This window comes from Desulfogranum marinum, assembly GCF_963675105.2.
GTDB classification, from domain to species: domain Bacteria; phylum Desulfobacterota; class Desulfobulbia; order Desulfobulbales; family Desulfobulbaceae; genus Desulfogranum; species Desulfogranum marinum.
Genome location: NZ_CAXXRO010000002.1, coordinates 372,911 through 386,825 on the forward strand (window position 1 = coordinate 372,911; position 13,915 = coordinate 386,825).

Annotated in this window: 13 protein-coding genes; all 13 read right to left on the minus strand. The window is 45.3% G+C overall.

Annotation, left to right across the window (positions count from 1 at the left end; genetic code table 11):
- Positions 1-16: 16 nt before the first annotated feature.
- The 13 genes from ACHZCY_RS02420 to ACHZCY_RS02480 all read right to left on the minus strand — a co-directional run bounded on the left by ACHZCY_RS02420 (position 17) and on the right by ACHZCY_RS02480 (position 13,830).
- Entirely contained in the window at positions 17-1,063 is a 1,047-nt protein-coding gene (locus ACHZCY_RS02420; RefSeq protein ID WP_205221275.1) for an efflux RND transporter periplasmic adaptor subunit, read from the minus strand.
- Positions 1,064-1,219: 156 nt separating this feature from the next.
- Positions 1,220-1,741, minus strand: coding sequence for a lipocalin family protein (locus tag ACHZCY_RS02425; protein WP_205221276.1), 522 nt, complete (start codon positions 1,739-1,741; stop codon positions 1,220-1,222).
- 571 nt (positions 1,742-2,312) lie between these two features.
- A complete protein-coding gene (locus ACHZCY_RS02430; protein ID WP_319547710.1) occupies positions 2,313-2,456 on the minus strand; it encodes a hypothetical protein in 144 nt (47 codons plus the stop codon).
- A gap of 94 nt (positions 2,457-2,550) precedes the next feature.
- Positions 2,551-3,687, minus strand: coding sequence for a sodium ion-translocating decarboxylase subunit beta (locus tag ACHZCY_RS02435; RefSeq protein WP_319547711.1), 1,137 nt, complete (start codon positions 3,685-3,687; stop codon positions 2,551-2,553).
- Between the two features lie 42 nt (positions 3,688-3,729).
- Positions 3,730-4,131 (minus strand): OadG family protein, encoded by a 402-nt coding sequence (locus ACHZCY_RS02440; protein WP_232370884.1) that lies wholly within the window; start codon positions 4,129-4,131, stop codon positions 3,730-3,732.
- Positions 4,132-4,551: 420 nt separating this feature from the next.
- On the minus strand, positions 4,552-5,904 hold the full coding sequence (gene miaB, locus ACHZCY_RS02445; RefSeq protein ID WP_319547712.1) for a tRNA (N6-isopentenyl adenosine(37)-C2)-methylthiotransferase MiaB: 1,353 nt from the start codon (positions 5,902-5,904) through the stop codon (positions 4,552-4,554).
- A gap of 6 nt (positions 5,905-5,910) precedes the next feature.
- Positions 5,911-6,165 carry a DUF4911 domain-containing protein gene (locus ACHZCY_RS02450; RefSeq protein WP_205221279.1) on the minus strand — a complete coding sequence of 85 codons (255 nt, stop codon included), beginning with the start codon at positions 6,163-6,165 and terminating at the stop codon, positions 5,911-5,913.
- A gap of 9 nt (positions 6,166-6,174) precedes the next feature.
- Positions 6,175-7,620 (minus strand): adenylosuccinate lyase, encoded by a 1,446-nt coding sequence (gene purB, locus ACHZCY_RS02455; protein WP_205221280.1) that lies wholly within the window; start codon positions 7,618-7,620, stop codon positions 6,175-6,177.
- 134 nt (positions 7,621-7,754) lie between these two features.
- Positions 7,755-9,530, minus strand: a complete 1,776-nt coding sequence (gene recJ / locus ACHZCY_RS02460; protein WP_319547713.1) for a single-stranded-DNA-specific exonuclease RecJ — start codon at positions 9,528-9,530, stop codon at positions 7,755-7,757.
- 4 nt (positions 9,531-9,534) lie between these two features.
- Complete coding sequence (gene miaA, locus ACHZCY_RS02465; protein ID WP_319547714.1) at positions 9,535-10,491, minus strand: tRNA (adenosine(37)-N6)-dimethylallyltransferase MiaA; 957 nt, start codon at positions 10,489-10,491, stop codon at positions 9,535-9,537.
- Entirely contained in the window at positions 10,488-11,009 is a 522-nt protein-coding gene (locus ACHZCY_RS02470) for a ComEA family DNA-binding protein (RefSeq protein ID WP_319547715.1), read from the minus strand. The genes miaA and ACHZCY_RS02470 overlap by 4 nt, the downstream gene beginning before the upstream one ends.
- Positions 10,990-12,585 carry a citramalate synthase gene (gene cimA / locus ACHZCY_RS02475; RefSeq protein ID WP_319547716.1) on the minus strand — a complete coding sequence of 532 codons (1,596 nt, stop codon included), beginning with the start codon at positions 12,583-12,585 and terminating at the stop codon, positions 10,990-10,992. The genes ACHZCY_RS02470 and cimA overlap by 20 nt, the downstream gene beginning before the upstream one ends.
- A 3-nt stretch (positions 12,586-12,588) precedes the next feature.
- Positions 12,589-13,830, minus strand: coding sequence for an aspartate kinase (locus ACHZCY_RS02480; protein ID WP_319547717.1), 1,242 nt, complete (start codon positions 13,828-13,830; stop codon positions 12,589-12,591).
- Between the last annotated feature and the right edge of the window lie 85 nt (positions 13,831-13,915).

Below are 13,915 nucleotides of genomic sequence, written 5' to 3' on the forward strand. Positions count from 1 at the left end.
GGAGGGGTGAGCTGTATCACGGCTTAAAATCTGGTGGTATGGTTTTGAGCAGTTTGTCTTGTGTGCTCAGGTCTTTAGCAGAAATGATGGCGGATAAACCATCTTGCGAGGTCCCAAGAAATATTACTTTTTCTCTTTTTCCGTCGGATCTGACCACCCAGTGTGCATCGTAACGTTGGATTATTGCTGAAAGCGGCAGGAGAAAAACGTTGCTTTTCTCTTGCAGGTTGAGATGGAGTTGAACCCGTAGCCCGCCGCGAAGAATCTCTGGAGTAATCACTTCAGAGGTTTCGAGGATCAATTCGACCGGAATTTTTTTTATTTTTGCATCAAATCCCGGTGAGATTCGATATATTTTTCCGCTGACAGTAGTGTTTAAGTCTGGCAGCAAAAGTGGAATATCTTGAGTCTGTCGTAACGACTCCAGTTCGTTGATGCTCAACGCGAGGGGGACAATAACCTGCCGGTAGTCTCCAAGCCGTGCTATTGATTGTCCCGACTGGACAAATTCTCCAGGTTCAACCAACCGTTCAAGAACCTTCCAACCTGGAGGTGCTTGTATAATATATCGTGTCTGCTGCTCTTCAAGACGGCGCTGTTCATTACGGAGATTTTCCAAGGCGATTTGGTGCAATTCCGCATTAAGGCTTACCTCGTCAAGGGTAGCCTGGGGCACTGATTTCTGTCCGTGTAAAGTGGTATACCGCTCCAACGTCTTTCTTTCGTTGGCGAGCTGTAGTTGTATTTTTTCTTGAGCCAGTTTGTTTGCGCGGAGATCAAGGACTAAGAAGGTTGAATCAATAGCTGCCAGTTGTCCTGATGGGGGGATGTTGTCTCCTTTATCGACAAAGACTTTGAGGCATTTTCCTGCCACCTCGCTGCTTACTGTCATTATTTGCTTGGCCCTGGTAAAACCGGTAAGGAGAATTTTTCGTTGATATGGCCGGGGATGTATAATGTCGTCTGCCAACGCCATTGTGGGCAGGTGAAGAAAAAGGACGAGCAGCCCCACAAGCATGTCGAGCGCATTTGGACTTCTTGGTGGTAGCTGGGGAGGTATCATGACGAATGTCCTGAACTGTACTTTTCCTATAAAATTGTGTTCACGGGAGCTGAGATAGTGCTCTTGCTTATAGAGAGAAGAATGAGGCGCTTGCCATCTGTGTACCAGATTGTGATGCCTTTGGTTTCAATGATAGAATCTATTCTCTGCAAATGGTCATTTTTTTGTATGGGGTACAATAATAAGTTCCTCTGTTGGGAATCCCATAGCCTGAGCTTGAGCTATCAGTTGTGAGAGAACATGTTTATCAAGAGTGGGCTGTCTTGAAAGTATCCAGAGATACTCCTTGTTTGGACCGCAGACAAGAGCGTATTGATAGGTTTCTTTGTCTATATCAAGTATAATATATGATCCGTAAAAAGGGCCGAAAAAACTCACCTTGAGGTGTCCAATATTTGGGGATTGGACGAACTTAGCCACTCCTTCAGCGGTTTTCCATTTACCCTTTTGCACTGAGTACCCGCGATTTACAACCCGGATCGTATCGTTGGGCGCCATGCTGTATTCCGCACTCACATCGGTGAGGCCGCGTTCAAAAGAGTGATCCAGCCTGGCAATTTCATACCATGTGCCCAGGTATCGGTTGACCTCAAAGTTCTGGATGGGAGCTAGATTGCCTGGTATTCCTGTACAGCCGCCAAGGAATAAACAAAAAAGGAGTTGCAGTTTCTTTTTCAAAGGAAAACCTTGAGTGGAAATTAGTGATAAGAAACGTAACTCTTCAGCAACACGCCGACTATTCCCGATCTGCCCGCCCAGGATACCGATATACAGAAGTCGGGGCTTATCTGCTAATCAGTCAGCTTGTAAACATTTGGAGCACTCTTGAAAAGTTACAGTACGAGGTAAATTGACAGCTTTTATACCTTCGATGAATAATTACTAAGAAACAATAAAAATCAAAATACATTAACGCTTGTTTACGTGTAAGTAAATCTTTGGTTACGTTTTCATGAACCTCAGAAATAGCAGAGCTTTTTAATCGAAACCTCGGTGGTTACAAGACAATAACTACCTTAAACCGGGATCTCGGTTAATCATTTATTGCAATTCTCCTCTTTTTTTGTTTGCACTCATCATCTCTTGGCGGCAAGGTCACTACAAATGAGTTTCGTCGTCGAGTGTTAAGTCAACCCGGATTTCTCATCAATAAAGTTTTTCGCAGGGCAAGACACAAGCAGCGCAGCAGGTAGCGAAGACTCCGGTAGTAAACTACCGCAATTGTCCTCGTTTACTTTCTATTCTTTTCCTATGTTCCACAATAAAAAGTAAAATTGTCTGCTTCTAAGAGTTGTTCATGAATATTTACCCCGTTAATCTCTAACATGTTGTTTCGTTCCTCAATGGTTGCCCACAGCTGCAGCACCGTTTTCAAGGTTTGATCGTACGGCAAACGTTCTCCGTATCTTACTTGATTGAATACAAAAAAAGCGGTTTCCCCTATTTTGAGAAACCGCTTTTTTGTAGAAAATCTGTTAAGAGGGAAGCTATTTCATGTTAAAGCTCCATAAAATACCTGCACATATGGCTGAGCCGATTACACCGGAGGAGTTGCAGGCCATAGCATGCATTAACAGGTAGTTGGTCGGGTCGGATTTCAATCCCATCATGTGGACTTCACGAGCAGATCCGGGAACTGCGGAAACGCCTGAAGCACCGAGCAGCGGATTGATTTTTCGTTTGAGAAACAGGTTCATTATTTTGGCAAAGATAACTCCGGATGCGGTGGCGATACTAAAAGCGACTGCGCCGAGGATAAAAATACCAATTGATTTAGGATTGAGAAAAACATCACCCTGGGTACTTGCACCAACCGTAAAACCCAAAAAGATTGTTGCGGTATCTATGACAGCTGTGCGGGCAGTCTGGGCCAGGCGTTCTACCACACCACTTTCTTTCATCAGGTTACCGAAGAAGAACGGGCCAAGCAATGGAATGGATGCAGGTGCGAGAAAGCAGCACAGGATGATACCCACCACAGGAAAGATCAGGCGTTCCTTTTTGGAAACCTCGCGAAGGTCCGGCATGCGAATGACCCGCTCTTTGTGGGTTGTGAGCAGTTTCATTATCGGCGGCTGGATAATGGGTATCAGAGCCATATACGAATAGGCAGCAATCGCTATGGGACCGATAAGTTCAGGAGCGAGCTTAGCTGTCAGAAAGATGGAAGTTGGACCGTCTGCACCACCAATAATAGCAATGGACGAGGCTTCATTGGGGGCGAATCCAAGTGCCAACGCACTTAACAGGGTAAAGAAAATGCCCATCTGAGCAGCCGCTCCCAAAAGCATCAATTTGGGATTGCTGAGTAAAAATGAAAAGTCGGTCATGGCACCAAGCCCCAAGAAAACTATTGAGGGGTAGACACCTGAAGTAACACCAAAGTACAGATAATGGAGAACACTGTTTGCCTCATAAATACCGATGCCGAAACCTTTGAAAAAAGGAATGTTGCCGACAATAACTCCAAAGCCAATGGGCAATAGCAGCAGTGGTTCGTATTCTTTGGCGATGGCAAGATAAACAAAGACAATGCCGATTACCAGCATGATGATATTGCGATAATCAGCAAGGAAAAATCCGGTGTTGCTAAAAAATTGTAAAAACAGTTCCAGAAGCTCCATATATTCGTTCCTCCCTTAAACAGATACAAAAAAAGAAAAAATTTACCCTACCAAGCGGAAAAAGCCATCGCCTAAGGATTCGAGTGTGCCGGAATCACGGAGACACCGAATCGAAAGATGGGGGTGGTGCAGATGATATTTTTTAGCAAGCGCATAAAGGTCGGCAAGTTGGAACTGTTCATCAAGTTCCTCGATTAAAGGTCGATATAATTCCAGCGTAACTTCGATGTTAGCGGGGCAATTTTCAGCAGAAGCTGATTCTTTTAAATTTTCTTCGGGAATCTCAACCACAGGAGCTTTATTTTTCTTCTCCAATAAGCCGATGACTTTGTGTAGTTGAGAAATAATAAGGGACAGGATGGCAAGACCGGATATTACAATCGTTGCACCCACTACTGCCATAGCCCATCCATTATGGTGTGTAATAGCTTCAAAACCAGTCAAGCGAGACCTCCTTTTGTGAACGGATTGTTAGCATTTTTCCAGAGAAGGAAGAATGTTTTTAGGAATGGAATGTCATTATTTACATAAAAACCAATATATTGTCAATTCATTAGCAATTTACTGCAAAGGTGTAGAATGAAGAATAGCCCCGCGGCAGAGATCCGGGACCAGTCAATTAGTCAGATATATTAAAGAGCATTGACGAGTTGCTGCATATCTTTGCGTAGCTGCTGATAACGCTCTTTACTCAATCGGATGGCGACAGCCTCATTTCAACTCGGCGAAGGTGTTCGAAGGAATCAGGGCACCATCGTTATAAAAAGTATGCGTGTGGAGTTCAATCATTTTTATACCTATGATGCTCATAGTATCAAAATGGTTAATAGGAAAAGTTCTTTTAGCCGCCAATAGAAGGTGTTGTCAAGTGATTAGCCCTTTCAAGGAGTGTTTACCGGCATGATTGATCGTTACATGCGCGATATCACCGGGGGCGAGGGTATCCCGGGGTTGAACGAAATGAACAATATGATTTGTCGAGGTGCGCCCCTTGCACTCTTTTGCAGTAACGGTTTCCACCATTACTTCCACTTTGTGACCTAAGTAATCATTATTCCGAGCAAGACTGATTTCATCCTGCAGGTTTTGGAAAATCCTCAATCGCTCGCTTTTTACCTCTTCAGGCACTTTATCAGGAAAATCGGCTGATCGAGTGAAGGGACGATCCGAATATTTAAAGGAAAAAGAACCGTGATATTGGACAGTTTTGAGTAAGTCGACGGTTTGTTCGAAATCGGCATCTGTTTCTCCTGGAAAACCAATGATCATATCGGTAGCAAGAGCGATTTCAGGACGATAGGAACGGAGAGTTTCAACTTTTTGAAGGTATTCTTCAATGGTATATTTCCGGTTCATCAGTGCCAAAATGCGATTTGAGCCTGATTGAACAGGAAGGTGAAAATGGGGACACAGATTTTCGAGCTCTGCAAAACAGCGCATAAGATCTTCGGAAAGATCCTTGGGGTTGGAGGTGGTGAACCTGAGTCGTCCGAGTCCTTTAACTGCAGCAACCTGGCGCAATAATTGGGCAAAGGAAACAGGTGTGTCCGCAACAGCATTAGTCATGCCATAGGAATTAACGTTTTGCCCGAGAAGGGTTATCTCTTTTACTCCCTGGTCTACTAGAATCTCTACTTCTTCTACAATGTCAGTTACAGGACGACTGATTTCCCTTCCTCTGGTGTAGGGCACCACACAATAGCTACAGTAGTTGTTACACCCCTGCATAATGGTAACAAAACGTTTTAATCCGCTCTCAGCAGACGCTTTGGGGGTGGTTTTATTGGTCAGAAGTTGCTGGAAGGGAGGGATAGAGAAGGTATTGTCAAGATCTGTAGCCTTTTCATGCACTGTCTGTCCCTCATTGAGTCGATAAAGGATTTCGGGCAGTTGGTAGATTTGCTGGGTGCCGACAATAAAATCAACATGGGGCATTCGCTTAAAGATCTGGTCGCCTTCCTGCTGGGCAACACAACCAGCAACTCCAATACGAAGGTTGGGATGCTGTTTTTTTGTGTCGCGGAGTTGACCTAGAAGGCTGAATACTTTTTGCTCGGCTTTTGCACGTATACTGCAAGTGTTAAGAATAATAACATCGGCATGATCCGGCGCATCCACGGCAAGATAGCCATCCTGGGCTAGAAGCTGCTCAATGATTTCAGAATCCCGTATGTTCATCTGGCAGCCAAAGGTTTTTATATAGAGTCTTTTTTCCATGAATAATCAGCCAAGAGGAGCAACATGTGTTGGAGTAGGGAAGGGCGTTACCTCTCCTGCAACAGCGTTGAGCAGAGCGAACAACTGTGCAAGAGAAGAGTGGGTTGTCCAGATTTTGATTAACCCTTCAGATACTGATAGGGTTGATAGTGTCGCAAGCCCATCATACCCTTCAATAATAAATTTTAACCAGCCAATTTTTTCTTTGCGTACACGAAGATATATAGTGTAAGTGGTGGCGTTAAAAACTTCTTTTTTCAACTAGATGTCCTACACAGTTAAGGTTGAGTCAATGTCTCCGGATAATGCATCCTTGTGTTTTTCCAGCAGTGGTTGTACTTCTTCCTGAAGGTATTCTTCTGTCTGTTCAGCAGCTCGTCCTGTAAATTCCTGATAGTTGCCAAGCAGGTCATCCAGCTCTTTTTGACCAAAAGGAACGCGGTCATCGTTCCCGAGCCGCTGTAGCAGATCATTGGCAACACCATGATTTTTCACAGCAGCGCCGGCTTCAACAGAATATTCGCGTATGATTTCGTGCATTTCCTGGCGACTTTCGCCACGCTCGACACAGGCCATAAGAATTTTTTCTGTCGCCATAAACGGAAGTTCTTCGCGAAGATATTTTTCAATTTGTTTCGGATATACAACCATATCATTAGTAATATTAATATATAGCTTTAAAATGGCATCGGTCAATAAGAATGCCTGGGCTATATCCATTCGGCGAATTGCAGAATCATCCAAGGTCCTTTCAAACCATTGGTTAGCAGCGGTTGCCCCGAAATTAGCCGGTAGTCCCATGAGCTTTCGTGCAAGTCCGGTCATTCTTTCAGAGCGCATGGGGTTTCTCTTGTAGGCCATGGCTGAGCTGCCAACCTGCTTACTCGCAAAGGGTTCTTCTTGAACTTTGAGGTTAGAGAGCAACCGTAGGTCGACTGCGAATTTATGAGCAGAACTACCAATGCCGGCAAGAGTTTCACTGGTTTTCATATCCAATTTTCGGGGATAGGTTTGCCCGGTGACTGAAAAAACATTATCAAAATGAAGTTTCTCGGCAACCCGTCTATCCAACTCGCGTACCTTTTCATGGTCGCCATTAAAGAGTTCAATAAAAGTGGCTTGCGTGCCGACTGTGCCTTTGGCACCGCGTGCCTTGATTTGTTTTTCAAGGTGTTCAATATATTCCAGATCCATAATAAGGTCCTGGATATAGAGCGTGTTTCTTTTACCAACAGTGGTCGGTTGGGCTGGTTGATAGTGGGTATAACCCAAGGTGGCTGTTGCTTTTTGTTGTAGGCTGAAAGTGGCAAGATTCTGAATAACACGCAAAAGGGATTGCTTTATCAGGCCAAGAGCCAGCTTCTGCACCATAAGATCGGTGTTGCAGACTACAAACTGTGATGTTGCTCCCAGATGAATAATGGGCTCAGCCAGAGGGCATTGCCGGCCGTAGGCAAAGACATGAGCCATAACGTCGTGGCGGATTTCTTTTTCTTTTTCAATAGCAACATCAAAGTTGATGTTGTCAACATTTGCTTTGAGCTCATTAATCATTTCCTCCGTCACAGCTGCTAAACCGAGTTCATGTTGTGCTTCGGCAAGTGCAATCCAGCATTTTCTCCAGTGAGTAAATTTAAAGCGCTCACTAAAAAGTTCCTGCATGGCTTTGCTGGTGTATCGGGAAACAAGTGGCTCTTGGTAAATGTCTCTGTTCATGGCGTTCCTGGGGTTATTAATATTTTAAAGGCGTTGTGCAGAGCCTTGTTTATCTATGTTTAACTTGAAATGTTCAATCATATCAGGCAGACATGATTTCTAGAATGTTGCAATGTCGCATAATATATATTATGTTAAATTTTTGTCTGGTTGGGTTTGCATACATCAACTAACTGTATTTCTTTACGCTGTACCCCTCTGTAGGAGGATCGTTTGAGTTTAAAAATAATATCTACAGGCCCTTCTTTTACAGTGGTAATTTTCTCTGCCAGATAAAAACCAATGCCATTGACTGCATTGCTAGATGCGGTTGGAAGAGAGAATTTTAAATGTCCGCTTACATCTTTCACGTTTTTCAGGTAAACCTGTTTAAGGGCGAAAAGGGGTTCTGGATTTGCCTCTCCAAAAGGCTGGAAAAGTTGCAATTTGGCGAGCAATGTATCCGATGTGAGGTCTTCTGAAGTGAGCTCATAGTCCACGTAGATCTGTCGCGCACTCATCGAACTGTCCTTTTCCGTACAACAATCGTCAAAGGCTGCCCTGAAAGCTGGAAATGCTTCCTGATGCAAGGTCACGCCAATAGCCATGGGGTGGCCTCCAAATTGCTCAAGATATTTACTGCATAATCCTAATTTTTGGTAAATATTTATCCCTTCAATAGATCTCCCCGATCCTTTGAGGATGCAGTTTTCGCTGTCGCCTGGATGTTCCATGGTAACAACAATGGCCGGACAATCAAATTTATCGACAATACGCGAAGCAACAATGCCGAGAATTCCAGGATGGCAGGATTTGTGAAAAATGGTAAGGGCGAATGCGCCCTCTTTTTTTAGTGTTTCACATTCTGAAAAAATTTCTTCTAAAACACTACGTTCAAGTTTTTTACGCGTCGAGTTAAGCTTTTCAAGCTTGCTCGCGGATCTTTTTGCCACCGCCATTTCGTCTGTGAGCAGCAGCTTAATCGCATGCTCCGTCTTGCCCATTCTTCCGGCAGCGTTAATACGGGGTGCCAATTTAAAGGAGACGTCTTCGGCTTGGATGAGGTCGGCCTGGTACATGCCGCACTGTTCAGCAAGGGTGAAAATACCAACTCGTCTTTTTTGGTTCAGCACCTCAAGGCCGGCTCGTACCAGAATTCTGTTTGTCCCTTCAAGTGGCATAACGTCTGCTATCGTGCCAAGAGCGACGAGGTCAAGATATTGTTTGAGGTTGGGTATGGCAGCGGAATTTTTCCAAAAGTTTTTTTCAATCAGTGCCCTGCGTACAGCTGCAACGAAAAAGAAGGCCACCCCTACTCCAGACAGTTCTTTGAAAGGAAAACAGCACTGGCTTTGTTTAGGATTTATAACTGCCGCTGCATCAGGAAGAATGTCTGCCGGCTCGTGGTGATCGGTAATGATGACTTCCAACCCTTTTTCTCTAGCATATTCTACGGTGTCATGCGCGGTGATGCCGCAATCTACAGTGATCAGCAGGGTAGGTTCATCGCCTATTTGTGCTTGTATGTTGTCGACGGAATTCGTTGTAAAACCGTAATGGTCAGTGAGTCGGTTGGGAATATAATAGGTTGCCTCCAGGCCAATCCCCTGAAAGAATTTCACCAGTAATGCGGTAGCCGTTACGCCATCTACATCGTAGTCGCCATGGATGATGATGTGTTTTGATTGTTCACATGCCCTTACGATACATGCAACTGCATCTGCCATGCCTAGCATTTGCTCTGGTTTGGGCAGGTGGGCAAAGTCCGGATAAAGGAAATTCTCTATTTTTTCCTCTGCTTTAAAACCACGGTTATAAAGAATAGTTGCAAGAGGAAGCGGTAGGTTAAATTTGCCTGCTAACTGGCTGTATTCACTGTCGTTACTCTGTGGCGGGCTGGCGCTCTTATGCAATGATAGGTTGTCCGGCAAAATGTTACCTCTGCGCTTTTTGTATCATGCGCTGAATATCAGCAAGAACAGCAGCGTCATTATCTTGTTCATACCACTGTAGTTGCCTCTGTTTTTGAAACCATGTCATTTGCCGTTTTGCATACCTTCTGGTATCGCGGACAAGCTCTTTGATTGTTTCTTCAAGTGGCTGTGAACCGTTGAGATATTGAACCGCATGTCGGTAGCCAATTGCCTGCATAGACGTAAGCTGGTCGTTAAAGCCCATTTTTTGGAGCTTTTTCACTTCTTCCATAAGGCCGGTCTTCATCATTATCCCTGCCCTTTTTTCAATCCGTTCGTACAGCCGTGAGCGCTCACAGGTCAATCCAATGACAAGCAGGTGCTGAAAAGATATTGGTGGCTGCTGCTGTTGTTGAGATTCCAGATGTCGGGACCATGGAATACCGGTACTGTGAAATATCTCCAGCCCTCTTAGGAGGCGCTGTGTGTCATTGATATGTATTCGCTCAGCTGCCACTGCATCTATCTGTAATAGTTCGGCATATGCTGCTTCCCTCCCCTTCTCTTCATATCGCTTACGAACTTCCAGTCGAACGGATTCCTGTACTGGAACATCCGTGAACAAACCATTGAGGAGCGAAGAAAGATAGAGACCGGTTCCACCGGTGATTAAAGGAACCTTGCCTCTTGCAGCGATATCGTTTATGGCATCCAATGCATCATTGACAAACCGTGCTGCATTATATTGCTCGTCTGGATCGCAGATATCAATGAGATAATGTGGTACCTGTGTACGTTCTTCGAGTGATGCCTTGGCCGTACCTACATCCATGTAGCGGTAGACCTGCATCGAATCCATGGAGATAATTTCACAGTGGAACTGCTCAGCTATCCTGAGTGAAAGTGCTGTTTTGCCAATAGCTGTCGGACCGACAAGAACAATTACAGGTGTTGAGATGATTTGTTGTTTTTGTCTCATTGTCCAAAATCAAGAAGAGGCTTCAGCCTCTGTAAAGTTTTCTCGCCGATACCGGGTATTGCCTGTAACTCGTGGATAGAAGTAAAGTTACCAGACTGCATCCTATGGGTGTAAATCTCTCGCGCAAGGCTGGGTCCTATACCCGGTAAAAGTTCTAACTCTTTCATTGTAGCCTTGTTTAAAGGGAACCCAAAGTTGAAAAAGCGACTTAACAATGCCGGAGAAACGGGCTGATTGGCGGTCGCCGTTGCAGAGCCTGTAGGGTGTCCGGCATTGCGTTGCAGCGATTGAACATCGGTGATTGGTTCCAATTCGGTGCCGGCTGCGAGGCGTTGTACATAGAGGTGTTGCCCATCAAGGATGTATAGATTTTTCTGTGTTGGCGCGATTTGCTGCTGATTGAGCCAAGGAGTTATGAAAAGCAGGCCCCCTAAAACTGCAAGGGCAAGCACACGCTTGTCCTTGCAGTGGGCATAGGGAGTGTTTATGCCACCCTCACTATCGCTTTGTCTTGTCATCCTTGAGCAATTTGTAATTAATGCTGTCAACAAGTGCTTGCCAGCTGGCTTCAATGATGTTGACGGAAACACCAACGGTTCCCCAGCGGTTCGCGGCATCCGTGCTGTCAACAAGCACGCGTACTTGAGCGCCGGTACCGTATTCTCCCGTCAATACCCGCACTTTGTAGTCAACCAGTTCCATGTCGTTTAAACTGGGATAAAAGCGGGTCAATGCTTTTCGAAGCGCCTTGTCCAAAGCATTGACCGGCCCATCGCCCAAAGCGGCTGTGTGTACCTCACTTCCACCGACATGTAACCTGATAGTGGCTTCGGTAACAGGCGGTCTGCCCATACTGTATCTGTGGTTCATAACCCTGAAGGCTTCGAGCTTAAAAAATTTGCGTTGCAGCCCAAGGGTGCGCCGCATTAAAAGTTCAAAACTTGCCTCAGCCGCCTCATACTGGTATCCCTGATTTTCACGTTCTTTCAATTCGTTAATGATGGAGGACATCAGTGGATCATCCGGTTCCAGAGAAATACCGTATTTTTTGGCCTTGGACATGATGTTTGCCCGGCCTGCCTGATCCGAAATCAGGACCCTGCGAATATTGCCGACTTTCTCTGGTTCTATATGCTCGTAGGTTAATGGGTTTCTTTGGACGGCACTAACGTGAATGCCTCCCTTGTGGGCAAAAGCTGATTCGCCGACATAGGGCTGATATTGATCATGGGGTAGATTGGCAAGCTCGTCCACCAGGCGTGACGTGGTGCAGAGTTGGTCGATATTATTTTTTACTTCGCATTCCATCCCCATCTTAAAAACCAGCGCAGGAATAATAGAGGTCAAATTGCTGTTACCGCATCGTTCGCCAAAACCGTTGATAGTTCCCTGCACTTGATCAAGGCCGAGATTAATGCTGATCAATGCGTTAGCAACCGCTGTTTCAGAATCGTTATGAGAATGAATGCCAAGCTTGACCTGTGATCCCAGATCAGCAAGATATTCTTTTACTTTGCTGATGATAGCAGGGATTTCATGGGGCAAAGTCCCCCCGTTGGTATCGCAAAGGACAATGGTTTCCGCACCGCCTCTAACAGCACTGCCTATGGTCGCCAGACAGTACTCGGCATTGTTCTTAAAACCGTCGAAAAAATGTTCGGCATCATAGATGAGGTGCTGGACCTGGGGTCGTAAAAAAGCTAGAGAATCTTCGATAATCCGGAGGTTGTCCTCCAGCCTGATCCGCAAGGCTTCGGTCACATGAATATCCCAGCTTTTCCCGAAAATAGTGATAGCAGGGGTTTTGGCATCAACAAGTGCCAGCAGGTTTTGATCCTGTTCCGCTTTGTTGTGAAAGTGCCGCGTTGAGCCGAAGGCAGTTAATTTTGCATGCCTGAGTTCAACACCCTGCATTTTACGAAAAAAATCTATGGCAAGCGGATTGGAGCCCGGCCATCCACCCTCAATAAAATCGATACCCAAACGGTCAAGCTGTTTGGATATCTTTACTTTATCATCCACTGAAAGGTTGAAATTTTCGGCCTGGGTTCCATCCCTCAAGGTCGTATCGTAAATTTCTATGGATCTACTCATATACTAGTTGGTTTCCTCAAGCGGCATGTTGTCTTTATCAAGGGCAAACGCATCGTGCAGCGCGCGAACGGCAAGCTCTGTGTATTTCTCGTCGATAATACAAGATACCTTGATTTCAGAAGTGGAGACCATCATCATGTTTATCCCTTCTTTCGACAGGATGTGGAACATTGTTGAAGCAATTCCGGAATGATTCCTCATGCCAACGCCGACAATGGACACCTTGGCGATGTGTTGATCACCGGTAACGCAACCAGCACCAATATCTTGGGCAATTTCGGTGACGATTTCCATGGCCCGTTCATAATCATTGCGCATAACAGTGAAAGTCATGTCTGTCAGGTGACCGTCACGGGTATTCTGGATAATCATGTCGACGAGGATTTCCGCATCAGAAATCGGAAGGAAGACTTGTGAGGCAGTTCCGGGACGATCCGGCACCTTCTTGATAGTTATTCGAGCTTCATTTTTGTTATATGTAATGCCGGATACAAGCAAAGATTCCATAATTTTATCCTCATCAACCACCCAGGTGCCAATAGTATCAGTAAAAGTAGATCGAACATGAACCGGAACCTTGTACTTTTTTGCAAGGCCCACAGCTCTGATGTCAAGAACCTTGGCCCCAAGGCTGGCAAGTTCTAACATTTCATCATAGCAGATTTGATTAATTTTTCGTGCTTTAGTGCAGATGTTCGGGTCAGTTGTATAGACCCCCTCAACATCAGTGAATATTTCACAGGCATCGGCTTCCAGGGCTGCAGCCAGGGCAACAGCGGTCGTGTCTGATCCACCGCGGCCAAGTGTTGTGATGTTACCGTGGTCATCCACTCCCTGAAACCCGGCAATAGTAACAATTTTACCACTGTTAAGGTGTTCATTTATCAGGTGAGAATCAATATTTTTTATGCGTGCTTTGGTATGGGTAGAATCGGTGTGGATCGAGACCTGATCGCCTAGCAGTGCTACGGCGTCCACTCCCCTTTCTTTAACAGCCATTGCAAGCAGAGCAATCGTCACCTGCTCCCCTGTTGACAATAACATGTCCATTTCTCTGGAACTGGGGCGATTCTGGACAGCTTGTGCAAGTCCTGTTAATCTATCTGTTTCTCCGGACATTGCCGAGAGAACGACAACCATTTGGTTGCCTTTTTTATGTTCGGCAATAACTCTGTCAGCCACTGCCTGGATTTTTTCAACGGACCCCACCGAGGTGCCGCCGAATTTTTGAACTATGAGCGCCATATATCTACCTGTGCATCAGAAATATTCCAACTGTTAAAACTTGATGATGACGGCGTAACACTATCTTGCCGATGCGAGGTAGTGT

Excerpts from the sequence above, each read along its gene's own strand:
- ACHZCY_RS02420 (WP_205221275.1), bottom strand. The coding sequence starts at position 1,063 with ATGATACCTCCCCAGCTACCACCAAGAAGTCCAAATGCGCTCGACATG.
- ACHZCY_RS02435 (WP_319547711.1), bottom strand. The coding sequence starts at position 3,687 with ATGGAGCTTCTGGAACTGTTTTTACAATTTTTTAGCAACACCGGATTT.
- miaB (WP_319547712.1), bottom strand. The coding sequence starts at position 5,904 with ATGGAAAAAAGACTCTATATAAAAACCTTTGGCTGCCAGATGAACATA.
- purB (WP_205221280.1), bottom strand. The coding sequence starts at position 7,620 with ATGAACAGAGACATTTACCAAGAGCCACTTGTTTCCCGATACACCAGC.
- miaA (WP_319547714.1), bottom strand. The coding sequence starts at position 10,491 with ATGAGACAAAAACAACAAATCATCTCAACACCTGTAATTGTTCTTGTC.
- ACHZCY_RS02470 (WP_319547715.1), bottom strand. The coding sequence starts at position 11,009 with ATGACAAGACAAAGCGATAGTGAGGGTGGCATAAACACTCCCTATGCC.
- cimA (WP_319547716.1), bottom strand. The coding sequence starts at position 12,585 with ATGAGTAGATCCATAGAAATTTACGATACGACCTTGAGGGATGGAACC.
- ACHZCY_RS02480 (WP_319547717.1), bottom strand. The coding sequence starts at position 13,830 with ATGGCGCTCATAGTTCAAAAATTCGGCGGCACCTCGGTGGGGTCCGTT.